This window comes from Eubacterium sp. SB2 (genome assembly GCF_001244405.1).
In the GTDB taxonomy this organism is placed as follows: domain Bacteria; phylum Bacillota; class Clostridia; order Lachnospirales; family Lachnospiraceae; genus Faecalicatena; species Faecalicatena contortus_B.
In genome coordinates this window covers 1335041-1359419 of record NZ_LN865153.1, presented here as the reverse complement: position 1 = coordinate 1359419, position 24379 = coordinate 1335041, and the positions used below count along the sequence as shown (strand labels likewise).

Below are 24379 nucleotides of genomic sequence, written 5' to 3'. Positions count from 1 at the left end.
CGCCATTTTTATATCTGGAATAGAGAAAGAGGTGGCGTTTAGATGTCATTTGAACGAGTAAAGCAAAAAACCCAATATTATCTGCTGATGGCTCCGGCGATTCTTCTAAGCACTTGCGTAATTCTGATACCGTCTGTTACGACGATTATTTCCTCCTTTACGGACTGGAACGGCGTATCAAAAGATATGACTTTTATTGGTCTTCAGAATTATAAGGAATTACTTGGTAACGATGTTTTTATTAAGGCTTTGGGTAATAACTGTAAATGGATGGGCATGTATCTGGTCATTCCGGTGTCGATTGCCCTGATCGCGGCTGTATGCCTTCTGAAGCAGAAGAAAAAGAGCGCTCTGTTTCAGGTGATGTTCCTGTTCCCCTATGTGATTGCCCCAATTGCCAATGCCCTGATCTGGCTGAACATGATCTATAGTCCCCTTACCGGTCTGGTTGGTTTTTTGAAAACTACCTTTGGACTTTCGTGGATGGCGTCCCCGCTTACAAAACCGAGCGCTGCGCTGATTGGCGTGGCTGCCGCGGATATCTGGCATTACTGGGGATATCTTGCGATCGTATTTTTCTCGGCTCTTAGGCAGACCCCAATGGATTATGTGGAAGCTGCAACGATGGACGGCTGTAATGGCTGGCAGCTTTTCCGGTATATTTATTTCCCGAGCATGCTGCCTACTTTCAAAATGATGTTGGTTCTGATTGTAATACAGTCCTTCCTTCAGTTTGATTACGTATACCTGCTAACTTCCGGCGGGCCGGCCCATGCGACAGAGATGCTGGGAACATTGACTTACAACTATGCGTTCAGTCTGTTCCAGTTTGGAAAATCTGCAGCAATTGCCGTGATGATGTCGGTGCTGGGACTGGTCGCATCGCTTATGTACGCGAGAATGAGCCGCAACGAATCATAGGAAGGAGAATCGGACATGAAAAAAGAAAAAAGATCCATTTTATCAATGATTATTTTGATCTTTCTCACCTTTATTTGTATGCTGCCCATGCTGATGGTATTGCTGAACAGCTTTAAGACCCATGTGGATATCATCATGAATCCGCTGTCTGTCAAATTTTCGGCCGGGTTTGCGAATTATGTGAAGGCGTGGCAGGATGGGAATTTTGGCCAAAGCATTATAAACAGTATCGTGTACACCGGTTGCACGGTGATCGTAGTACTTCTGTTTGCTTCTCTGGCAGCCTATGTGATTGGCGGGCGGAAAGTACGTGGCACTACCGTCATACATAGTTATTTTCTGATTACGATGACAATGCCTGTGTACCTGTTTCTTGTTCCTTTGTATCGCGTGTATGCAAAAATGGGGTGGCTTGGAAATCATGTGGCGGTATCCTTCATTCTGTCCGCCACTTCACTTCCCCTGGCAATCTCTCTTTTACGTTCATTTTTTATGGCGATTCCAAAAGAGCTCGAGGAGGCTGCGCGTATTGACGGCGCCAGTACACTGCAGGTGATCAGACATATCATTTTGCCCCTTCTTTCGCCAGGTTTAGTGACGGTGGGAATTATTACAGGATTAAACTCATGGAATGAATTTCTGGTGTCTTCTACTTTCCTGACAGGAGAGAAGAATTTTACAGCCATGCTGTCGTTGATGTCGCTGAACGGTACAAATACGGCGAACCACGGTACAAACATGGCTGCGACCGTGATTATTGTGGCTCCGATCATTCTGTTCTTTGTATTGATGCAGAAAAGGTTTGTGGAAGGAATGGTAAGCGGAGCCGTGAAAGGATAAAAGCGTAGTTTACTTTTTGGAGGCATAGTTTCCGGTATTGCTGCGGCAGGGCTGCGGCTTAGGAAGGAGATAAGAGATGGGATTATCAGAAAAATATAAAAATCAAATTTACGCCGGGGTCCTGGGAAAGATGATCGGTGTATATCTGGGCCGGCCAGTAGAAGGATGGCCGTATCAGAGTATTATAGAGCGTTTTGGTGATGTGCCGTACTATATTCATGAAGAACTGAATCTTCCGTTGATCGTGGCGGATGACGACCTTTCCGGTACCTTTGCGTTTTTCAGGGCGATGGAGGACAACGGATATCCGAAGTACCTGACTGCCAGGCAGATCGGGGATACCTGGCTGAATTACATTATAGAAGACCGGTCGATTCTCTGGTGGGGCGGTCTGGGAAACGCTACGGAGCATACGGCTTATCTTCATTTGAAGAATGGCATTCCCGCGCCGGAAAGTGGTTCTATGGAGAAAAATGGTCCGGTTCTCTCCCAGCAGATCGGCGCTCAGATTTTTATGGACGCTTATGCCATGATGTGTCCGGGGGATCCGGAACATGCAGATTATCTGGTACGCGCCTGTGCCAGCGTGTCCCATGACGGCATTGCCGTAGATGCGGCAGGATTCCTAGGGGCCATGGAAGCAGCAGCTTTCGATCAACGAAATCTGGAAAAACTATTCGATGAAAACGTCAGATTTATACAATCAGAAGAATTGAGATCTCTGGTTGACGATGTGAGAAACATCTGTAAAGCGGAGTCAGGCTGGAGAGAAGTCAGAGAACGGCTGGATGAGAAATATGGATACCACATTTATCCCGGGCCTTGCCATATGGTACCTAATCATGCGATGGTGCTGGCGTCTCTTCTCTGTGCCGGTGATGATTTTGCGGAATCGGTAAAGATTGGGGCATCTGCAGCCTGGGATACAGACTGCAATGCAGGAAATGTAGGCTGTCTGAACGGAATCCGTCTGGGAATTGAGGGGATTGAGTCAGGACCGGATTTTAGAGGGCCTGTAGCGGACCGGCTGCTGGTCATCACTTCTGACGGCGGTGAAGGAATGTCTGATGCCGTGAAAGAGACAAAAAGAATTGTACGCGCCGCCGAGGCAGTGCGGGGGATTGAAGGGGAAGAGCGAAGGGAACGCTTTGCGTTTGAGTATCCCGGAAGCGTGCAGGGATTTACTCTTTGCCCGTATGTGGAATACCCGAAATGTGCACCAAAGATATCCAACGGAAATGAAATTGGAGCCGGAAACGGTCTCAGGCTGAATTTTGATATACTGGCCGAGGGAATGAATGCTCATGTCAGTGTGGCTACATTTTTGGACATACATGAAGAATACCGGAATTACGAAACCTATGTTTCGCCGACGCTCTATACCGGACAGACTGTAACCGTGTGTGCGGATTGTCCGAGAGAGGACGGGCCGGATATGCGCCCTTATATCTGGTATGCAGACCGGGATGGACAGCTGCAGAGAACGGATGGGGAATGGACACGGTTAAGCTCAAAGGGAACGGTTCTCTCATGGAATATACCGGATAACGGCGGACTGCCGGTACTACGGTTTGGCTTGGAATTTTCGAGTATAAAACGCTACCGGGGCGATGTTTTTATAAGAAGCATTGACTGGAGCAATACACCCCTATGTCTGAATCAGGAAGGGATTATGATGCGGGATATGTGGGATACCAACCCATTTTGGGCAAAAATGTTCGTATCCAGCGCAAAGTGTTTCTCACCGAATCTAAATTGTACTTATTGTATCAGCCATGATGAACCGGGGGGGCTTGCCACGATTGGAACCAGAGATTTTACAGATTACACGGTTTCGTCCACGTTAAAGTTCAGCCTGCATAAACGGGGAGGATTGGCCGCGAGAAGCACGGGACACCGAAGGTATTATGCTGCAGTTGTATCTGGAGGGGATATGTTCCAGATTATAAAACACAGGGATGGCAAGGAAACTGTTCTGGCCGAAGGCCGTGTTCACTACGCGCAGTTTGTAAAATATCCAATGAAGTTCACCCTGTGCGGGAATAAGCTGGAAGCATCTTTTGGTGATGTGACGATTATGGCGGAAGACAAAGAAGGTGCATACCTCTGCGGAGCAGCGGGGTATGTAGTGGATGAAAGTGCGGTTTTTATTGATGGATTTCATCTTGAAAAAAAATAGCATTTCTGCGATTTACAGCAGAGAATAAATGGAAAAAGGTGGTTTAAGATGGAATATGTAATTGCGACAACAGTTTCTACAGATGAAATACATCTGGCTGATGGTACTGTTTTTGGAAATCAGCCCGGAAGCGCGGGATTTTACGCATTGGCAGGAGTGCGGATTTTTACGGATAAGGTGGCAGTATGCGGAGGAATCGGGCCGGAATACCTGCCCCGTCATGAAAAGTGGTACAAGGATAATGGGGTGTCAACAAAGGGACTGGTTCTGCGTTCTGATATATCTCCGACCATTGTGATCCAGTATTATCCGGATGGCAGCCGAACGGATGAGCCCAATATTGGGCTGAAGGAGTTTCGGTCACTTGATCCTTCGCCAGATGAAGTATTTCGCTGCTGCGATCAGAATACGAAGGGGGTTTATGTATTTAAAGACGTGGAGCGGGATTATCTCGATGCTTTAATCGGAGGAAAACTTCGGTTTGGCTACAAGCTGATGTGGGAAATCTCCGAAGATGCCTGCAGACCGGAGAATATAGATGTGATTGAGGCCTATTTAAAGGATATTGATGTCTTTTCGATTAACAGACACGAGGCCTGCCTTTTATATGGGACAACAGATGAAGAGGAAGCGCAGCGGAGACTTCTTGCGGCTTCTCCAAACTGGGTATTTTTTAGAAGGGGTGCTGAGGGCGCGCATATGCTTGTGAGGGGAAGAACCTATCAGTGTCCGAGCATACCGGGAATTCAGGTTATTGATACGACTGGAGGCGGAAATAGTTCTTCTGGTGCTGTACTTTATGCCTGCTGCGAAGGCTATGAGCCGCAGATGGCAGGCTGTATGGGGGCGGCAGCTGCGGCAGAAATTATTGCGCAGTACGGTACACCCCCGCTTTTTACAAAAGAAATAACAGAGCGTGCATTAGCACGGGCAAAAGCATCATGTAAGGAGGAGGTATGAAAATGAGTGGATTTGAGAATTCCATGCTGCGTCAGGTTTTGAGTGTGCCTGATCTGCTGGACGAAGTTTATCCTGAGATAGAGCCTCAGGTACGGTATATACTGACAACGCCGGAGATTTACTCTATAAAAAAGGTGGTTCTGACAAGCTGTGGGGATGGCTATGCCGCCTGCCTGGCCGCCAAGCGGTCATTTGAAAGTTTTCTTCAGATTCCTGTTGAAGTGGCAGACCCCCTCACATTGTCCAGGTATTATCAAATGAAATGGGTGGGAGAATCTCCCTGTGATCCCCTTGTAATCGCAATCAGCAATTCCGGGCAGGCAGCCCGTGTTATTGAGGCGGTAGAGAGAATGCGCGCGCACAGGGCGCTGACCATTGCAGTTACATCGAATGCGGATTCACTTCTTGCAAGAGCGGCAGAAAAGGTGATTGTTCCCGCAATTCCGGAATTCGAAAGATCGCCGGGAATCCGCTCCTACGCAGTACTGCAGATGATCGTCTATCTTCTGGCGATCCGAATGGGCGAAGTACGCCTGAAATATACGATGGATCAGGCGAATGCGTACCGCCGGGAACTGAAACGACTGCCGGCAGAATTTTTGAATAACAAAGAAGAAGTATGCAAACTGGCGCTGGAAACCGCCAGGACGTTTCAAGAAGCGGCCAGTACCGAAATGATAGGCTGCGGCGCCGATTACGGAACTGCGTGGTATGCCCATGCGAAAATGTATGAGGCAGTGGGACTTCCTTCTGTTCATCTGGACAGCGAGAACTGGTTTCATGTGAATTATTTTGTGAAAGATGTAAAACGGACACTGACCATGGTGTTTGCGGCAAAAGGCAATGAGACGCAGAGCCGTACCCGCGAGCTGACAGAGAGGCTGAACCAGATGGGAAGAGAATTTGTACTGGTAACCAATGATGAAAGCCTTCAGGCAAAATACCGTTTTCTCACCCCGGATTCTGAGAACTGTCTGTTCCAGCCTATGGCTGCGCATATGGTTCCGGCTCTCATTGCCGGATATCTTGCGGCAATGAAGGAGGAACCTTACAGCCGGGGATTTGAGGGGATCTGGAAAGAAGAAAAAGGCGTGTATTCTACCACGGTCTCAGAAAAGGTATTGCTGGATTAAAAATGATAAACGATGGAGGTTTTGAAAATGCTGGATAGAATTCAGTTTCGAACAACAAAAGACGGAGTGATATCTCTGACAGATCAGATCAAAGAGTGTGTGAAGAATTCCGGTGTAAAGAGTGGGATTATGTGTGCGTTTATTACTCATACAACGGCGGCGTTGACCGTGAATTCATTTTGGGATCCGCTGGGGCACGAGGACATTCAGGACGAAATCCGCCGCCTGATACCGACCAGAGTGGATTTTAAACATCAGCATGATACTCCGGAGGATGCTGCGGGGCATGTAAAGTGTACGCTGATCGGTCCTTCCATGTCTTTTATTATTGAAGATGGAAATCTGTTGCTGGGACATTCTCAGGGAATTTATTTTCTTGAATTTGACGGCCCGCGTAACAGAGAGTGTTATATAAAGATCGTGTCGGAATAGGAGGATATCATGAAGAAGAGTGAACTTATTCGGAACAAGCCGTCAATCAAGCTGATGCAGGAAAGGTATGAATATTGGGAAAACGTTCCCTATCCGGGCCTGGTAATGGATAACAAACCCGCCATTACACAGGTGGATATCGACAAAGTGGGAGATTATCTTATCTATTTGGTACGTGACCCTCTGGCGGCCTACGGAAAGGATCCGGCCGAACGTCTGGCCGAGCGCCTTACGGCTGCTGAATGCATTGGGAATTCCGGTATGTTTCTGAGCTATACAGGTACATATAAAGGGGCAAAAATCACCTGTGTCAGCGGTGGCAGCGGTTGTCCGGAAGTGGAATTGGCGATCAATGACTTTATGGAATATACAGATTGCTCCACTTTTCTCAGGGTGGGTACTTCCGGAGGCGTGGCAGAGAAAGTGAAAGTCGGAGACTGTGTGATCACTACGGGAGTTTACCGGGAGGACGGAACCTCACGGGCTTATGTTGCGGATGGATTTCCTGCATATTGTCATTACGAAGTCATCAATGCAATGGTTCAGGCAGCCGAGCAGTATCGTTTCCCCTATAAGCTGGGTGTAACTGCGTGTATGGACAGTGACTTTGTCGGAAATGGGCGCCCTTCTGTGGGAGGCTATCTGCAGCCGGAAAATATACAGAAGCTGGGTACATATAATCGCGCAGGCGTGCTCAACACGGATCGGGAATCGTCTATTATTATGACAATGTGTAATCTGTTTGAACGAAGAGGCGGAGCGATTTTTAATGTTACAGACAATCTTATCTCCGGTCAGAAATTTGAAGCAGGGGCAGGAACAGAAGTTTCTATAGAACTGGCCCTGGAAGGAATCGCAATTCTTCATCAGATGGACAGGGAGAAAGAAGCCGCCGGGAAAGAAAACTGGTTTCCGGGGATTGATAAAATATAAGGAAAGGAATGGATTGATATGAGCGAGAAAAGAAAAATTATAATTGACTGTGATCCGGGTACGGATGATTCCGTGTGCATTATTATGGCGCTGACGCATCCGGACGTGGAACTCCTGGGGATTACAACAGAGAGCGGCAACCTGCCGGCAGATAAAACAGCGGCGAATGCCCTTAAAATTCTGGAATACATGGATCGGGGCGATATCCCGGTGGCACAGGGGATGATGCATCCAATGCTGCGTGAGTATCCAAAGGATCCGTACAGCCACGGAGAAGATGGACTGGGGAATCATTTCTTCCCGGAGCCTAAGTTGAAAACAGCAGATCAGTCACCATCGCAGATGATCATAGATACGGTGCTTGGGAATCCGGGCGAGGTGACGCTTGTCTGTACATCCTGTCTGACAAATGTTGCAGTTGCGTTTATGAGCCGACCCGAAATTATTCCGCTGATTAAGGAGATTTATCATATTGGCGGCGCTTATGGAATTACAGAGTATGCCTTCCGCAATGCTACCGGAGATAATCCCATGAGTGAATGGAATATTTATGTAGATCCGGAAGCTGCGAAAATCGTCTATGAATCGGATGTAAAGCTGACATCTATAGGTCTGGACATTGCATTCAATCCGGAGGCGGTGAACATTTCAGAGGAGACAATCGAGAAATTAAAAGGCCTGAATAACCGTCAGGCAAAATATGCTCTGGAAATTATCGACTATATTGACGGAAATAATTCCATTGAAGATCAGGGAATTATGATTAACGGTCCGATTGACACAACGGCAATGTGCTGCTTCCTGAATCCGGATATCATGACGGATGTGAGGGAAATTAATGTGGCGATTGACTGCGGCGGCCAACTGACCAGGGGGATGACAATATGGGACAGAAGAGATCACTTCCGTTGGGAACATCTGCCGAAAGTCCGGACAGTATTTGCTATTGATGGACAGAAATATCAGGAAACATTCTATGAAGCATTAGGTGGGAAATTATAATTGGAGGCATAACGATGAGTCAGACACCGACTATTCATAATGCGGCAAAATACGGTGAGATTGCCAGGACTGTATTAATGCCGGGCGACCCGCTGCGGGCCAAATATATTGCGGAGAAGTTTTTGGGTGAACCAAAGCTGGTCAGTGATGTGCGGAACATTTACTGTTATACGGGGACATACCAAGGGAAAGAAGTTTCTGTGATGGCAAGCGGTATGGGTGCTGGTTCTATGAGTATTTATTCATATGAGCTGTTTCATTTTTATGGCGTGGACAGTATTATTCGTGTCGGGTCAGCGGGAGGCATGCATCCAAGCCTGAAGCTGCGGGATATTGTGATAGCCATGGCTGCTTCAACGGATAACGGCTATGCGGTACATTTTGAACTGCCGGGGACTCTGGCGCCCTGTGCGGATTATTCTTTGATTGAAAAGGCGGCGGCCTATGGGAAAGAGCATCAGCTTCCGGTTCGTGTGGGGCCGGTCATTTCTGGGGAAGGTTTTTATTATTCGGACGAATGGTATGATAAATGGACCAGTATGGGAATACTGGCAGCGGAAATGGAGTCTGCGGCGCTGTATATCAATGCAGCTGAAGCAGGAAAGAAGGCGGTGGCTTTGTGCACAATAGCAGATTTGATGTTCAATGGCAAACAGTGTTCGACAAAGGAACGGCAGGAAAGCTTTGACGACATGATTCGAATGGCGCTGTCCATGACAGACTAGAGATATAACAAGACCAATTCAAATGAAACCTGTAACCTGAAATGAAAAAAGCAGTTCTCACAGACTTAAAAATGCCTGTGAGGACTGTTTTTATAAAATTTAAAAATTAAGTTAGTCCTATCTATTGCGGTATTCCTGAAGAACATGCTGGATTCTTTCGTTCGGATTAAGCAGTGTGCTGATGGATCCGTCATGGTTGAGCGTATCGACCAGCAGTGCGATATATTTGCTCATATCGCAGTTGATATAATATGGCCTGGACAGGAGCTCCGGAGACTGGTAGATTAAATTCGTTGTCAGAATTCCTGTGAGAACACCGTCCTCGTATGCCTTGTCGAACTTGTCCATTCCGTTGGTGAACAGGCCAAATGTTGCTGCGGCATAGATTCGCTTTGCTTTCCTGCGCTTTAATTCGGTCGCAACTTCAATCATACTGTCACCGGAAGAGATCATATCGTCGATGATGACGACGTCTTTGCCCTCTACGGAACTTCCCAGGAATTCATGGGCAACAATGGGGTTGCGTCCGTTGACTATCTTTGTATAATCGCGGCGTTTGTAGAACATACCCATATCAAGGCCAAGGACATTGGCAAGGTATACGGCACGGTTGGTGCCGCCTTCATCCGGGCTGATAATCATCATGTGTTCCGTGTCAATCTGAAGGTCGTCAACATTGCGCAGAAGGCCCTTGATAAACTGATAAGTCGGCGGTACAGTTTCGAAGCCGTTCAGAGGGATTGCATTCTGAACCCTTGGATCGTGCGCATCGAAAGTGATAATATTGTCCACGCCCATGCGGACAAGTTCCTGGAGTGCAAGTGCACAGTCCAGAGATTCCCGCCCGTTTCTTTTGTGCTGCCGGCTTTCGTATAAAAATGGCATGATGACGTTAATACGCCGGCCTTTACCGCCGATTGCGGCAATGACGCGCTTCAGATTCTGAAAATGGTCATCTGGTGACATGTGGTTAATATTGCCCGTCAGGGAGTAGGTGATATTGTAGTTGCATACGTCTACCATAAGATAGAGATCCATCCCGCGTACGGATTCATTGATAATGCCTTTTGCCTCGCCGGAACCGAATCTCGGCACAGCACAGTCTACAATGTAAGTGTCCTTTTCGTATCCGGAGAATGCTACATCATCCTTGTGCTCAATGGCACTTTCCCTCCTCCATTTGACAAGGTAATCATTGACCTTTTTTCCGAGTTCCTCGCAGCCCACGACCGGAATCAGGCCCAGAGCGCCTACTGGAATGTTTTCTAGAGTTCTTTCTGTGCGGTGTAACATGAGTGTTCCTCCCTGTTTTTGATTAATTTCTTTTTGATTCTGATATCATCTCCAATCAGTTTGAGCATCGTGTAATTACTGGTTATTCTGGAGAATGACCGTTCTGTATAAAGGTCGGCCAGAGTGTCCAGAGACAGATTGGTTGATATAATGGTTGATTTGCGGCTGAGCAGCCGTTCATTAATGCAGGTAAAAAACTGTGATGCCACAAATGAGTTCGTGAATTCTGTTCCAAGATCATCGACAATCAGCAAATCGCAGTCAAATATATACTCATACATATTCTGTGCATCAATATTGTTTTTGTCAAATGTATTCTTGGCCAGAATTGAAAAAAACTTTGAAGATGAAAAGTAGAGAACGGAATATTCTCTGTCCATCAGTTCTTTTGCAATACAGTTAGAAAGGAAAGTTTTGCCTACTCCTACGTCCCCGTAAAGGAAGAGGTTGTTAAATTCTGTTCCGAATGTGTCGGCGAAATGATGGCATAGCTTAAGGGCATCCTGTATTACCTGCATGGAAGAACGCCCTGTTTTAGTGTCTATATAATTGTTTGAATAGTAATCAAGAGAAAAGGTACCGAAGTTCTCCTGCTTTAGAACCTGCTTCAGATTGGACTGTTCATAGAGGATGCCAATCACCGCCTTCTTAAAGCAGTGGCACTTCTGATTGCCAATGTAGCCTGTATCCATACAGTCTTTACAGTCATAAATAGGTTCCAGATAATTCTCAGGGAATCCTCCGGAATGCAGAAGATCTTTTTTACTGCTTCGCAGAATCGCCAGTTCCTCTTTCAGGGAATCTATGGCCTTGTCGTCCCCATTCAACAGCTTGCGGCCGTACTGGACGGAGAGAATGGAAATGGATTCATCGATCGATTTAAATTCCGGAAGCTTTTTATACACCTCTTCATAATGTCTGGTCAATCTATCGTGATTACGGAGCTGGCGCTGTTCATAATCACGCATAATGGCCTGATATTGTGATGCTTTAAGTCCCAAGTTTATGCTCCTTTTAATTACTGTTTAATAGTTGCTCTTCCAGCGACTCCATGTCGTAGGCGCGTCTTTCGAAGTTGTTAAGATTCTTGGAGACTGGCTTCTGCCTGGAGTCAGAAGACTTCCTGGAAGACTTTTCTTTCTGGAATGCTGCGTCCAGAACAGCGATATCTTTCAGATGGATTACCTGATTTTCATTCCACTTTGTGAGGATCGAATCAGCATATTCAAAACTGGGCTGATGGGTAGCCGTTATAGTCCGGCTGCAGGCTTCCTGAATGATATCGAGAGTAAAGCCGAATTCTTCCGTCCATTTCTTAATATAAGAAAGTTCAGCTGCCGCGGGTCCTCTGTTCTTAATGCCAAATGCATTCAGAACGGTGTAGCAGTTCTTATTGTATGCTGAGGAATGCTGGCGGGCCTGTTCAACCGAAGTAACACCACTGTCTGACCAGGAGAGGGCAACTTTTTGAATATAGTGAATACTTCTATGACCGTTCTCAACGCAGGATTCAATCAGATATTCGATTAAATCGGCTGACATGCCGAGCGTCTCATAAAAATATGTAATAGCGTCCACATCGGTGCTGGACAAGGTCTTGCCGAGGTACTGTTCCGCTATAAAAAGAAGCGACTTCAATTCTTTTTGCGCTTTGAAGGAAGTCAGGGGAATTGCTTTTGACTTGGGCTCAGCCGGACACACAGCTGCAGGCTGCGAGGCTGGCTGTGCAGTAGGCTTCCGCTCCCTGGCTGTCGGCTTTGCAGCGGCAGGAGCGCCCTTTAAGGCGGTTACTTTTCTCGGGGCGATGGAGGGCGTCCGTTCCAGTTCAATTCCAATGATCCGGCCTTCTTCATCTTTTTCCAGGCTTAAAAGCCCTTCGGATTCCCAAAATCTGAAGGCCCTCAGAATATCGTTCTCGGTGTTGTTCAGACAATCAGCAATCGTAGAGATTGTGAGAGAAGAACAGGGATCATCGAGATGCCTCAGAAGGAATAAATAGACCTTTACAAACTCACCGTTCGCCTGGATCATATAGTTATCTATAAAATCATTTGTGACCAGGGTCACGTTTGTCTGGAATTTATTCTTCAATGTCAGTGTTTTCATAAATTATGTTTCCCCACCCTTCGCTTTTCTTGCAACCGCTCAGGCCTGCCTGAACGGTGAACTTTTCTTACCAGAGTATGTCAGATCGTATACATGCCCGGCTGGATGTTCCGCTTAGTGGGATGATTAAGGCAGATTTAGAAAGCGCAGTCATATCTGCGCCGGTTAAATCGGGGTTAATCAGGCCGCTGAGCGGGAAGGTCAGGCGGGTGCAGTATTAGTCTTAAATATATTTAACTCTTATGCGTATAGGTATTATAGCACCTTATTGTTGAGGGACAAAGTGTTTTTTAGTGGGTAAAACAGAGTTTTTTGTAGATAACTGTGTGGGGAAAGTGTGGATAAGTTTTATTTTAACAGTTCTTCCCCGATATTTACTACATCTCCGGCGCCCATAGTTATCAACAGGTCACCGGGTTTACAGTTCTCTCTTAAGAAATCTTCGATTTCTTCAAAACACGGAAAATAGTGTGAGTCGGTTCCCAGTTTTGAGAGCTCCTGCGCCAGATCGCTGGAGGATATTCCCAGCGTATCCGTTTCCCTTGCGGCGTAGATATCTGCTAAGACCACATGGTCTGCATGGGACAGAGCCTCTGCAAATTCATGAAAAAATGCCTTTGTCCGGGTGTAGGTGTGGGGCTGGAATACGCACCACAGCCCTTCGTGGGGATAGTGCTTTGCAGCCTTTAAGGTTGCGGCAATCTCTGTGGGATGGTGGGCATAATCATCTACAATTGTGGTACCGTTTAGGATACCCTTGTATTCAAAACGGCGGTCTGTCCCTGAGAAGGAGATCAGCCCCTTCTGTATCATATCAGCCGGAACTCCAAGCAGCTCCGCAACTGCGATAGAAGCAAGCGCATTGGAAACATTGTGGTCTCCGGTGACAGAAAGAACAACGTGTTCTGCGGGAGTTCCGTTCCGAAGCAGGTCAAAAGAGACGCAGCCTTTCTCGTCGTAACTGATATTCTGTGCACTGTAGTTGGAATCCGGCGAGCTTCCGTAAGTGATGACGCTGCAGTGAAGCCCGTCGCAGATCTCTTCATAGTTCTGTATATTTGAATTGATAACAAGAGTTCCGTCTGGGGGGAGCAGGGATGCAAACTGGTGAAATGAATGACGGATATCTTCCAGATCTTTGAAAAAGTCCAGATGATCTTCTTCTATATTGAGGATAACGCTGATTCTGGGGTAAAAATCCAGAAAGCTGTTTGTATATTCACAGGCTTCCGTAATAAAGGTATCGGAATTCCCCACCCGTATGTTGCCGCCGATGGCCTGCAGAATGCCGCCAACGGATATGGTTGGGTCCAGATTTCCTTCCAGGAGAATATGAGAAATCATGGAGGTGGTTGTGGTCTTCCCATGTGTTCCGGAAACGGCAATGGGATTCTTATAGTTTTTCATCAGCTGTCCAAGCAGTTCTGCCCTTGTAAGCATCGGTATCTTACGTGCAACGGCTTCAATCAGCTCCGGATTATCACGGCTGATGGCAGCAGTGTAAACCACACATTCAATCCCATCTATAATATTGCCGGCCTTCTGTCCGTAAAATACCCGGGCGCCCTTGTCTTCCAGCTGCTGAGTTAGTGGTGACTTTCTGGAATCAGAACCAGATACTGTAAATCCTTCCTTAAGAAGTATCTCGGCCAGACCACTCATGCTGATGCCGCCAATCCCTATAAAATGGATATGAATTGGTTTTTTGAAATTGATCTTATACATAAATTTATTCCTTCTCCTTTAAAAAAATCTTAAAATTTGTCATAAACATTAACTGCTTTTTATATTATACTATATATGGGGAAATTTTAAAGATGTTCTTTTTGTGCAAAATTAACAAAAAGGCAAAACGTTCCGCTAAAAATTTGTAAAAAATGTGTGCGGAAGATAAAAGTGTGTTATAATAAACCCAACTAACTAGAAATGAGGTGACGACATGATTAAAAAGGAAATGATTGCAATGCTGTTAGCAGGAGGACAGGGCAGTCGATTGGGAGTCCTTACCGCAAAAGTGGCCAAGCCGGCAGTTGCATTTGGCGGAAAGTACCGTATCATTGATTTCCCGCTCAGTAACTGTATTAATTCAGGCGTTGATACCGTGGGTGTTTTAACACAGTATCAGCCTTTACGATTGAATACTCATATAGGAATTGGAATTCCGTGGGATTTGGACCGCAATGTCGGAGGGGTGACGATTCTTCCGCCGTACGAGAAGAGTACAAGCAGTGAGTGGTATACAGGGACAGCGAATGCGATTTACCAGAACCTCGACTATATGGAGACTTACAATCCTGACTATGTGCTGATTCTTTCCGGTGACCATATTTATAAGATGGATTATGAAGTGATGCTGGATTTCCATAAGGCGAATAAAGCGGATGTCACCATAGCAGCCATGCCGGTACCGATGGAGGAAGCAAGTCGTTTTGGTATTGTCGTTACAGATGATGAGAGCAGGATCAAAGAATTCGAAGAGAAACCGGAAAAACCGAGCAGCAACCTGGCATCAATGGGTATCTACATATTCAGCTGGCAGGTACTGAAGGATGCATTGCTTAAACTTTCGGAACAGCCGAATTGTGATTTTGGGAAGCATATCATTCCGTACTGCCACGAGAATGGCAAGCGGATGTTTGCATATGAGTATAACGGCTATTGGAAAGATGTCGGAACACTGAGCTCTTACTGGGAAGCAAATATGGAATTAATCGATATTATCCCCGAGTTCAACCTCTATGAAGAATTCTGGAAGATCTATACCAACAGTGCCAATATTCCACCACAGTATATTTCGGAACAGTCCGTAGTTGACAGATGTATTATCAGCAACGGTTCGGAGATCTACGGCGAGATTCATAATTCTGTGCTTGGAGGCGGTGTAACTGTAGGTAAGGGGAGCATTATCAGAGACTCCATTATCATGAGGGATGTTACCATTGGAGATAACTGCGTGATTGATAAGGCGATTATTGCCGAGGGAACCAAGGTTGGCAATGATACTGTGATCGGGATCGGAAGCGAAGTCCCGAACAAAGAAAAACCGAATGTTTATAGCGGCGGCCTCGCAACCATCGGGGAGAATTCAGTAATACCGTCCGGAGTGCAGATCGGTAAGAATACCGCCATTAGCGGTGTTACGTCCATAGAGGATTACAGCGCCGGAGTACTTGCAAGCGGAGAGACATTAATAAAGGCAGGTGATCGTGTATGAGAGCAGTAGGTATAATCTTAGCAGGCGGAAACAACAGAAAGATGATGGAATTGACCTCCAAACGTGCTGTTGCGGCGATGCCGGTAGCGGGCAGTTACAGAGCAATAGATTTTGCATTGAGTAACATGGCAAACTCCCATATTCAGAAGGTTGCTGTGCTGACGCAATATAATGCAAGATCCCTGAATGAACATTTGAATTCATCTAAATGGTGGGATTTTGGAAGAAAGCAGGGGGGGCTGTTCGTATTCACCCCTACGATTACGGCGGAGAATGGATACTGGTACCGTGGAACGGCGGATGCTGTCTATCAGAATCTGGATTTCCTGAAGAAGTGCCATGAGCCGTATGTAATCATTACATCAGGAGATGCGGTGTACAAGCTTGACTATAATAAAGTGCTTGAGTACCACATCGCGAAGAAGGCAGACATTACCGTTGTGTGCAAGGATCTGGAAGCCGGGGAGGACGCTACCCGCTTTGGCACCGTGCGCATGAATGAATCCGCAAGGATTGAAGAGTTTGAGGAAAAGCCGATGGTGGCTCACTCACATACGATTTCTACTGGTATCTATGTCATCAGGAGAAGACAGCTTATCGACCTCATCGAGCACTGTGCAGAAGAGGAAAGACATGATTTTGTAACCGATATTCTGATTCGTTATAAGAATCTGAAGAAAATATACGGTTATAAGATAAACAGCTACTGGAGTAACATCTCAACAGTGGACGCATATTACCAGACAAATATGGATTTCCTGAAACCGGAGGTGCGCAGCTATTTCTTTAAGGAGCTTCCACCGGTGAATTCCAAGGTCAGTGATCTTCCGCCGGCTAAGTATAATCCGGGGGCGGTTGTTAAGAACAGTCTCATTGGAAGCGGAAGTATTATTAACGGAACCGTTGAAAATTCCGTTTTATTCAAAAAAGTATTTGTGGGCAATAACTGCGTTATCAAGAACTCTATCATCCTGAACGACGTTTATCTTGGGGACAATACTTACATTGAAAACTGTGTAGTAGAGAGTCGCGATACGATAAGAGCGAACACAAGGCATGTTGGTGAGAATGGTGTGAAAGTGGTAGTTGAGAAAAACGAACGGTATGCATTATAAAGGTTAGGCTTATTGAGTCATGTCTCAATAGGGCGCAGAACTAATGCAGGCGGAGAAAGGAGACTTGAACATTATGCAAATCACAGATGTGCGTGTGCGCAAGGTGGCAAAGGAAGGGAAGTTGAAGGCAGTTGTTTCTATCACAATTGACGACGAATTTGTTGTCCATGATATTAAAGTGATAGAAGGTGAGAAGGGCCTGTTTATCGCAATGCCGAGCAAGAAAGCTCTTGACGGTGAATACCGTGACATCGCGCACCCAATCAATTCCGGGACCAGAGAGCGTATTCAAAGTACAATCCTGGAGAAGTATTCCCAGTCAATAGAGGACGAGCCGGAAACAGTTCTTGGGGAAATGTAAATGTAGTAAATGGAAGGCTGCTGCAGCTCTTGCGAGCTTGCAGCAGCCTGTTTTTTCAAAAAAGGGGTCTGACCCCTTTGCACCTGATTGTTATAAATTTCACAATGCGACGATATTTATTGATTTAAGCCGGTCTGTCTGGAAGTCCATTATTTTGCCTGTGCGCGGATGTTTAAACTTCAAACGGCAGGCAAACAGCTGAAGCCCGCAGGACTCAGAAGTCTTCTCGGATTCCCGGCCATACTTTCTGTCACCTGCGATGGGGGTTCCCATATGTGCCATCTGTACTCTGATCTGGTGGTGGCGGCCTGTTTCCAGGGTGATCTCCGCCAGTGAACAGGCAGAATCCGGACTGGATTCTATAATTTTATAATGCAGGAGCGCTTTTTTTGCACCCGGAGTTTCAGGTGTGCAGACCTTTGTCGTATTGTTTCTGCCGTCTTTTACAAGGTAATCTGCCAGATCTCCCTCTATGGCGGCGGGGATTCCGGTGAGGAGCGCACGGTAATGCTTGCCGAATCCGAACCGGGTCAGCTGTTTGTTCAGTTCCCGGGCGGCAGCAGGCGTCTTGGCAAATACGAGAAGGCCTTCCACCGGCTGATCGAGGCGGTGGATGACGGCGAGGTAGGGCGGCTGTTTTCTGGGATTGTTTTTATGGATATGGTTTTTCAGAATACTGATCATATCGGGGGTTCCTATTCGGCTGCTTTGGGTTGGTATTCCGGCCGGTTTGACACAAACGATGATGTCCTCGTCTTCATATAAGATGTCCGGGTTCATTTTATTTACTCCTTTGCTGGTATATCCTTGACTTTTCAGAAAAATCTGACTACACTGATTATCGTATAAAAGAAAAGCGAGGTCAAGTATGATAACATATCTGCTGTTAATAATAGGTTTTTTTCTGCTGATAAAAGGTGCGGATTTTTTTGTGGACGGAAGTTCAAGCATTGCAAAGATATTACGGGTGCCATCAATCATTATCGGCCTGACAATCGTCGCTTTTGGGACAAGCATGCCGGAGGCCTCCGTCAGTATAACGGCTGCACTTCAGGGGAAAAATGACCTTGCAGTCAGTAATGTGATCGGTTCGAATATATTTAATCTGCTGGTTGTACTTGGGGCAAGCGCGATGGTGCGTCCAATTCAGGTGAAGTGGTCTATACTGAAAAGAGAGTTCCCGTTTTCTATAATAATCACATTGGTTTTATTGCTGGGGCTTACCGGATTTCATTTCAGCGGCATACTTGAAAATGACAGAGAATACGTACTTACAAGAGGCGTGGGAATTTTTCTTCTGGTTCTGTTTATCGGATTTTTATGCGTCGCAGTGACCGATGCCATGTACTCCCGCAGGCAAATAGAACAGTCGGGAGAGCCTGTAGAAGAATATGAAGTCTTGACTCCTCTTCGCAGTGTGGGTTATATTGTAATTGGGATAGCTGGCATCATCATCGGCGGCAACTTTGTTGTGGACAGCGCGACGGAGATTGCACTGAGTTTTGGATTAAGTCAGACATTTATCGGGCTTTCTATAGTAGCATTGGGGACTTCCCTGCCCGAGCTGGTAACTTCAATGGTGGCAGCTAAAAAGGGGGAAAATGATCTCGCACTGGGCAATGTGGTTGGCTCTAATATATTTAACATTCTGTTGATCTTAGGGGCTTCCGCATCTATTACACCGATTACTGTAAATGCTTTTGCGGTTTGGGATACGGTGATCCTGATCGCGGCAAGTTTTCTGGTGTATGTGTGCGCTGTCAGCAGAAAGGGACTGTCTAAGCTGGAAGGCTTATTGTTTCTGCTGTTTTATGCAGGATTTTTTGTATATATTCTGACAAGGTAGGTGGAAAAGATGAAGAACCAGGATTGGGAACGATTTGGGGAAGATATCCGCAGGACGGTGCAGGATGCTGTGGATTCCCAGGATTTTAACAGGTTAAACCAGACAATTACAAATACCGTTAATCATGCCATGGATGGACTGGAAAAAGGTATTCATACAATGGGGGATGCTGTAGGGGATGCAGTTGACAAGACTGCGAAGAACTTTAAAAATCAATCCTGGCAGAACAGCCGCCGGCAGTCCAACGGGAATACATACAGGTATCAGGGAGGCCCGGGGCAGGAAAACGCAGGTTACCGATGGAACCCGGATTCCGGACAAAGACGGGAACAGGGATGGCAGGGACAAAGAACGCAGGACCGCGCAGCGGCTGCAGGCCGGCAGTACCGGAACGTGCAGAATTCCCCGTCTGTTCAGAAGAATACCCGTCTGTTTGTAAGCACGACCGGAACCAAAGTCGGAGGGGTTATTCTCGCTGCTGCAGGTTATACACTGGGAATTTCCATGCTTTTATTGCTGATACTCGTTGTGGTTGTAGGAATTACTGCTTTTGATTTCAGCAGCAGTTTCCGGGTAACAGCGTGTGTGCTGGGGGCATTTCTGGGGGTTGGGGCTATTCTCGCTGGTGTCGGGACAAGTCTTCTTGGAAAAGTGAAGCGGTTCCGTGTATATATCAGAGAAATGGGCGGAAAAGAATACTGTGAAATCAAGGAGCTGGCACAGCGTTTGAAAAAACCCCCCAAGTATATCGTAAAAGATCTTGAAAAGATGATCAATAAAGGCTGGTTCATGCAAGGGCATCTGGACGGCCAGAGAACCTGCCTGATCGTCAGCAATGAGGCCTATGCCCAGTATACAGACCTCATGCAGCGCATAGAAAAGCAGAAACAGGAGGAACGTCTGGAGAAAGCGCGCCGGGCTGAGGAGGATATGAATATGGACCCGCAGGTAAAAGAGATTATCCGGGCGGGGGATGAGTATATCAAAAAGATCGAAAAATGTAATGATGCGATTCCGGGGGAAGAGATTTCGGCAAAGATATCCCGTATACAGACCCTGGTGGACCGGATTTTTGACCGGGTTGAACAGAATCCGGAGAATTTACCGGATATCCGGCGGATGATGGAGTATTATCTTCCGACAACAGTCAAGCTTCTGGAGGCCTATGAGGAGCTGGATGCACAGCCGGTTCAGGGAGCCAATATTATTTCATCCAAGAGTGAGATCGAGAAAACTCTGGATACTTTAAATGCAGCGTTTGAGAAACTTCTGGACAGCCTGTTCCAGGATACGGCCTGGAATGTATCGGCCGATATATCGGTTCTGAACACAATGCTGGCACAGGAGGGACTTACCAAGGACGATTTTAAAAAGTAGAAAAAAATTAGATGCAGACTTACCGGATGGAGGAAGTAAAATGAACAACGAATTTGAAGGATTTGCAGCAACCCCTGAACTGACGCTGGAACCTTTCCAGGAGCAAAAACAGGCAGTAGAGGTCGTGGAGAAAGAAGAAGTAGTATTTGATGACAACATATTGACGGATGAAGAAAGACGGGCAGTCGATAACTTTGCAAACCAGATCGACCTGACCAATTCTTCCGTTATTCTTCAGTATGGGGCAGGCACACAGAAGAAGATGGCGGACTTTTCTGAGACGGCGCTGGAGAACGTTAAGACGAAAGACCTGGGGGAAATCGGAGACCTTTTGTCTGGCGTAGTGAAAGAGCTGAAGGATTTTGATGAAGAGGAAGAGAAGGGGTTCCTGGGGATATTTAAGAAGACTTCTAACAAAATAAATGCCATGAAGTCAAAGTATACTAAGGCGGAGACAAACATTAACCAGATATGTAAAGTACTTGAGAACCATCAGGTACAGCTGTTAAAAGATATTGCGATACTGGATAAAATGTATGAGGTGAATCTGACCTACTTTAAAGAACTTTCCATGTATATACTGGCAGGAAAAAAGAAACTGCAGGAGGTACGCACCACGAAACTTCCGGAACTGCTGAATAAGGCCCAGAGAGACGGACTGCCGGAGGATGCACAGGCCGCCAGAGACCTGGACTCCATGTGCAACAGATTTGAAAAGAAAATACATGACCTCGAGCTGACCCGCACCATTTCAATCCAGACCGCGCCTCAGATCCGCCTCGTGCAGGGGAATGACACCCTTATGGTTGAAAAGATCCAGTCCACGATCGTAAATACCATACCATTGTGGAAGAGTCAGATGGTTCTGGCTCTCGGTGTGGAGCATTCGGCTCAGGCAGCTGCTGCCCAGCGCGAAGTGACAGACATGACAAATCAGCTGCTGCGTAAGAATGCCGAGAAACTGAAAATGGCAACAGTTGAAACTGCCAAAGAGTCAGAACGCGGTATTGTAGACATTGAAACGCTGAAGATGACGAACGAATCTCTGATTTCTACGCTCGACGAAGTGATGCACATCCAGCAGGAGGGCAGACAGAAACGCCGTGAGGCAGAGCAGGAGATGATGCGTCTGGAGGGCGAGCTGAAACAGAAGCTGCTGCAGGTTCAGGGATAAGATGACGTTACTGTATAAGTCCGCAGGGAATGAAAGGTAACGTAACAGGACAGACTTTCCTGAACTGATACAAGGCGAAGCCGTCAGGATTAAGATTAGCGGAGCAGAATCCCTTGACAAAGAGAGGGTTTTCGAGTAGAATCACAGTTACTACAGGCGATGAACGGGAATAGTATATGCAGGAAACGATACAGAGAGGAGGCCGTTAGGTGTGAGGCCTTTGCGGAGAATGTATAGAACCGGCCCGGGAGCTGCTGTGTGAAAGCACGGCGTAGAACCGGCGTTAACGGTGTTTGAGTGAGCTGCGTCAGGGGATGCAGTTAATTAGGGTGGTACCGCCGAGACTTTCGGTCCCTTTTTGGAGGGGAAGAAGGTCCCGGCGTTTTTGTATATTTAAGTATACCCAAAGGGCATCCCGTAACTCATGCCCTGCGGGCGGATCTGCAGCAAGCTGCAGAATAATGTATAACCGGCATACCACGAATACCTGAGTATACAAAAACACCGGGACAGCACGACTTTCCAACACATGAAATACGGGGCAGGGGCCCTGGAGAATGGAAAAGGAGACATATTATGGCTAAGGAAAAGAAACTGGTTGAATCAATCACATCAAGAGACGAGGATTTTGCACAATGGTATACAGATGTAGTCCGTGAGGCAAAGCTGTGCGACTATTCGGGAGTAAAGGGATGCCTGAATTATCTGCCCAATGGGTATGCAATCTGGGAGAATATCCAGAGCGGCCTCGACCGGCGGTTTAAAGAGACCGGAGTAGAGAATGTCTATCTTCCTGTTCTGATCCCGGAGGCACTGCTTCAGAAAGAATCAGACCATATTGAAGGATTTGCTCCTGAAGTAGCATGGGTGACCCACGGAGGCCTGGAGAGACTGCAGGAAAGATTCTGCATCAGGCCTACATCAGAGACCATGTTCTGTGATTTGTGGAGCAGAACAGTGCAGTCTTACCGGGATCTGCCGAAAGTATGGAATCAGTGGTGTTCCGTATTGCGCTGGGAAAAGACCACGAGACCGTTCCTGCGTTCCAGAGAATTCTTGTGGCAGGAAGGACATACGATCCATGCAACTTACGAAGAGGCGGAGCAGCGGACACTAACCATGCGTGATGTATACAGAGACTTTATTCAGGATGACCTGGCAATTCCCCTGATTTCCGGGCGGAAAACAGAAAGTGAAAAGTTTGCCGGGGCGCAGGACACATACACAGTGGAGGCGCTGATGCACGATGGAAAGGCACTGCAGTCCGCAACAAGCCATTTCTTCGGAAATGCATTTCCGGATGCATTTGACATCAAATATGCGGATAAGAATAACGAGCTGCACAGTGTATACGAGACATCCTGGGGGCTGTCCACCAGAATCATCGGCGCCATTATCATGGTGCACGGCGATGACAGCGGTCTGGTGCTGCCGCCGAGAATTGCACCTGTTCAGACGAGAGTGATTCCGATTGCCCAGCACAAAGAAGGCGTTCTCGAGAAGGCGAACGAGTTGCTTGGCGCCCTGAAGGATGCGGGCTATAAGGCGAAGATCGATGATTCGGAGAAGAGTCCCGGGTGGAAATTCAGTGAGCAGGAGATGCTCGGCATCCCGACCAGAATAGAAATCGGTCCAAAAGACATTGAAAACAATCAGGTTGTAGTAGTCCGGCGCGATACGAGAGAAAAGATCGTCGTATCCATGGATGAGATCACCACAAAACTGGGCGACATTCTGGAAACAATCCAGAAAGATATGTTTGACAGGGCAAAAGCATTTCTGGATGCTCATATAGACAGTGCGGTAACGATGGAAGAAATGAACGAAAAATTCCAAGGCAACCGTGGATTTATCAAAGCAATGTGGTGTGGCGACGAGGCTTGTGAAGACGAAATCAAAACCCAGACAGGCGGTGCATCTTCCAGATGTATCCCGGATGACGAAGAACATCTCTCAGACGTGTGCATCTGCTGCGGAAAACCGGCGAAGCATATGGTCTACTGGGGAAAAGCGTACTAAACTGTTAGGAGGGGCCAGTCCCTTCTGCAAAGGGGGCCGACCCTTTTGCAGAGGGGGCTGACCCCTTTGAACATCAAGAAACAAAAAAGTTCCGTAAAAATCATCGAAAATCCCTTGACTTTCCCGCAAAAACGTAATAAACTAATTTAGCGTGCATAAAAAGGCATTATTTTTTGGCGCGTAAATCAAGATAATTACGATTATCTGCAACCCCTTTCCACATAAGTGAGAAGGAAACGAAAGAATCATAGGAGGTGAAAAAGAATGCCAACATTTAACCAGTTAGTTAGAAAAGGACGTCAGACTTCTGAAAAGAAATCTACAGCACCGGCACTTCAGAAAGGATACAACTCTCTGCAGAAACGTGCTACGAATGTATCTGCACCACAGAAGAGGGGTGTATGTACAGCTGTTAAGACAGCTACACCAAAGAAGCCTAACTCAGCTCTGAGAAAAATCGCCAGAGTTCGTCTCTCTAATGGAATCGAAGTAACAAGCTATATCCCAGGTGAAGGACACAACCTGCAGGAGCATAGTGTTGTTCTGATCCGTGGAGGAAGAGTTAAGGACCTGCCAGGTACAAGATACCATATCGTAAGAGGTACACTTGATACAGCAGGTGTTGCTAAGAGAAGACAGGCTCGTTCTAAATACGGCGCTAAGAGACCAAAAGACGCAAAATAAAAGCGGCTTTTAAAGGTTTGTCTAATTAGCAGATTATGTAACTAAACAGTTAAATCGTATCACAA

General features: G+C 46.6%; 22 protein-coding genes and 1 other annotated feature. Of the genes, 17 read left to right on the top strand and 5 right to left on the bottom strand.

Features of this window, described 5'->3' with window-relative positions; translation table 11 throughout:
* Nucleotides 1–42: 42 nt before the first annotated feature.
* From BN1938_RS18420 to deoD, 9 genes are all read left to right on the top strand, one after another.
* A complete protein-coding gene (locus BN1938_RS18420) occupies nucleotides 43–921 on the top strand; it encodes a carbohydrate ABC transporter permease (RefSeq protein WP_082203061.1) in 879 nt (292 codons plus the stop codon).
* 15 nt (nucleotides 922–936) lie between these two features.
* The gene (locus tag BN1938_RS18415) at nucleotides 937–1761 is read left to right on the top strand and encodes a carbohydrate ABC transporter permease (RefSeq protein ID WP_050641936.1); all 825 of its coding nucleotides are present in this window, start codon (nucleotides 937–939) and stop codon (nucleotides 1759–1761) included.
* Between the two features lie 76 nt (nucleotides 1762–1837).
* Nucleotides 1838–3940: an ADP-ribosylglycohydrolase family protein gene (locus BN1938_RS18410; protein ID WP_050641935.1), complete on the top strand. Its 2103-nt coding sequence runs from the start codon at nucleotides 1838–1840 to the stop codon at nucleotides 3938–3940.
* A gap of 48 nt (nucleotides 3941–3988) precedes the next feature.
* Complete coding sequence (locus BN1938_RS18405) at nucleotides 3989–4900, top strand: carbohydrate kinase family protein (RefSeq protein ID WP_050641934.1); 912 nt, start codon at nucleotides 3989–3991, stop codon at nucleotides 4898–4900.
* Nucleotides 4901–4902: 2 nt separating this feature from the next.
* The gene (locus BN1938_RS18400; RefSeq protein ID WP_050641933.1) at nucleotides 4903–6033 is read left to right on the top strand and encodes an SIS domain-containing protein; all 1131 of its coding nucleotides are present in this window, start codon (nucleotides 4903–4905) and stop codon (nucleotides 6031–6033) included.
* Nucleotides 6034–6060: 27 nt separating this feature from the next.
* Nucleotides 6061–6465 carry a secondary thiamine-phosphate synthase enzyme YjbQ gene (locus BN1938_RS18395; protein ID WP_025654545.1) on the top strand — a complete coding sequence of 135 codons (405 nt, stop codon included), beginning with the start codon at nucleotides 6061–6063 and terminating at the stop codon, nucleotides 6463–6465.
* A 9-nt stretch (nucleotides 6466–6474) separates the two neighbouring features.
* Entirely contained in the window at nucleotides 6475–7398 is a 924-nt protein-coding gene (locus BN1938_RS18390; RefSeq protein ID WP_050641932.1) for a nucleoside phosphorylase, read from the top strand.
* Between the two features lie 18 nt (nucleotides 7399–7416).
* The gene (locus BN1938_RS18385) at nucleotides 7417–8400 is read left to right on the top strand and encodes a nucleoside hydrolase (protein WP_050641931.1); all 984 of its coding nucleotides are present in this window, start codon (nucleotides 7417–7419) and stop codon (nucleotides 8398–8400) included.
* Between the two features lie 14 nt (nucleotides 8401–8414).
* On the top strand, nucleotides 8415–9125 hold the full coding sequence (gene deoD / locus BN1938_RS18380; RefSeq protein ID WP_050641930.1) for a purine-nucleoside phosphorylase: 711 nt from the start codon (nucleotides 8415–8417) through the stop codon (nucleotides 9123–9125).
* Nucleotides 9126–9242: 117 nt separating this feature from the next.
* On the opposite strand, the gene BN1938_RS18375 is transcribed toward deoD, so the two are convergent.
* The 4 genes from BN1938_RS18375 to murC all read right to left on the bottom strand — a co-directional run bounded on the left by BN1938_RS18375 (nucleotide 9243) and on the right by murC (nucleotide 14249).
* Entirely contained in the window at nucleotides 9243–10418 is a 1176-nt protein-coding gene (locus tag BN1938_RS18375) for a ribose-phosphate pyrophosphokinase (protein WP_050641929.1), read from the bottom strand.
* The gene (locus BN1938_RS18370; RefSeq protein ID WP_050641928.1) at nucleotides 10391–11419 is read right to left on the bottom strand and encodes an ATP-binding protein; all 1029 of its coding nucleotides are present in this window, start codon (nucleotides 11417–11419) and stop codon (nucleotides 10391–10393) included. Before BN1938_RS18370 ends, BN1938_RS18375 begins: the two co-directional genes overlap by 28 nt.
* A 13-nt stretch (nucleotides 11420–11432) precedes the next feature.
* Nucleotides 11433–12524, bottom strand: a complete 1092-nt coding sequence (locus BN1938_RS18365) for a DnaD domain-containing protein (protein WP_050641927.1) — start codon at nucleotides 12522–12524, stop codon at nucleotides 11433–11435.
* Nucleotides 12525–12872: 348 nt separating this feature from the next.
* On the bottom strand, nucleotides 12873–14249 hold the full coding sequence (gene murC / locus BN1938_RS18360; RefSeq protein ID WP_050641926.1) for a UDP-N-acetylmuramate--L-alanine ligase: 1377 nt from the start codon (nucleotides 14247–14249) through the stop codon (nucleotides 12873–12875).
* A gap of 214 nt (nucleotides 14250–14463) precedes the next feature.
* On the opposite strand from murC, the gene BN1938_RS18355 reads away from it, so the two are divergent.
* From BN1938_RS18355 to spoVG, 3 genes are all read left to right on the top strand, one after another.
* Nucleotides 14464–15738, top strand: a complete 1275-nt coding sequence (locus BN1938_RS18355; protein WP_050641925.1) for a glucose-1-phosphate adenylyltransferase — start codon at nucleotides 14464–14466, stop codon at nucleotides 15736–15738.
* The gene (gene glgD / locus BN1938_RS18350) at nucleotides 15735–16853 is read left to right on the top strand and encodes a glucose-1-phosphate adenylyltransferase subunit GlgD (protein ID WP_050641924.1); all 1119 of its coding nucleotides are present in this window, start codon (nucleotides 15735–15737) and stop codon (nucleotides 16851–16853) included. Before BN1938_RS18355 ends, glgD begins: the two co-directional genes overlap by 4 nt.
* A 73-nt stretch (nucleotides 16854–16926) precedes the next feature.
* Nucleotides 16927–17214: a septation regulator SpoVG gene (spoVG, locus tag BN1938_RS18345; RefSeq protein ID WP_025654554.1), complete on the top strand. Its 288-nt coding sequence runs from the start codon at nucleotides 16927–16929 to the stop codon at nucleotides 17212–17214.
* A gap of 99 nt (nucleotides 17215–17313) precedes the next feature.
* Here spoVG and BN1938_RS18340 read toward each other — a convergent pair whose 3' ends face one another.
* The gene (locus tag BN1938_RS18340) at nucleotides 17314–17994 is read right to left on the bottom strand and encodes an RluA family pseudouridine synthase (protein WP_050641923.1); all 681 of its coding nucleotides are present in this window, start codon (nucleotides 17992–17994) and stop codon (nucleotides 17314–17316) included.
* Nucleotides 17995–18082: 88 nt separating this feature from the next.
* On the opposite strand from BN1938_RS18340, the gene BN1938_RS18335 reads away from it, so the two are divergent.
* From BN1938_RS18335 to rpsL, 5 genes are all read left to right on the top strand, one after another.
* Nucleotides 18083–19060 (top strand): calcium/sodium antiporter, encoded by a 978-nt coding sequence (locus tag BN1938_RS18335; protein ID WP_174518403.1) that lies wholly within the window; start codon nucleotides 18083–18085, stop codon nucleotides 19058–19060.
* A 9-nt stretch (nucleotides 19061–19069) separates the two neighbouring features.
* Entirely contained in the window at nucleotides 19070–20437 is a 1368-nt protein-coding gene (locus tag BN1938_RS18330) for a 5-bromo-4-chloroindolyl phosphate hydrolysis family protein (protein ID WP_050641922.1), read from the top strand.
* Nucleotides 20438–20477: 40 nt separating this feature from the next.
* On the top strand, nucleotides 20478–21611 hold the full coding sequence (locus BN1938_RS18325; RefSeq protein ID WP_050641921.1) for a toxic anion resistance protein: 1134 nt from the start codon (nucleotides 20478–20480) through the stop codon (nucleotides 21609–21611).
* Between the two features lie 150 nt (nucleotides 21612–21761).
* Nucleotides 21762–21970: a binding site (T-box leader), on the top strand.
* Between the two features lie 217 nt (nucleotides 21971–22187).
* The gene (gene proS / locus BN1938_RS18320; protein WP_025654559.1) at nucleotides 22188–23630 is read left to right on the top strand and encodes a proline--tRNA ligase; all 1443 of its coding nucleotides are present in this window, start codon (nucleotides 22188–22190) and stop codon (nucleotides 23628–23630) included.
* Between the two features lie 264 nt (nucleotides 23631–23894).
* The gene (rpsL, locus tag BN1938_RS18315; RefSeq protein WP_009001705.1) at nucleotides 23895–24314 is read left to right on the top strand and encodes a 30S ribosomal protein S12; all 420 of its coding nucleotides are present in this window, start codon (nucleotides 23895–23897) and stop codon (nucleotides 24312–24314) included.
* Nucleotides 24315–24379: the final 65 nt, after the last annotated feature.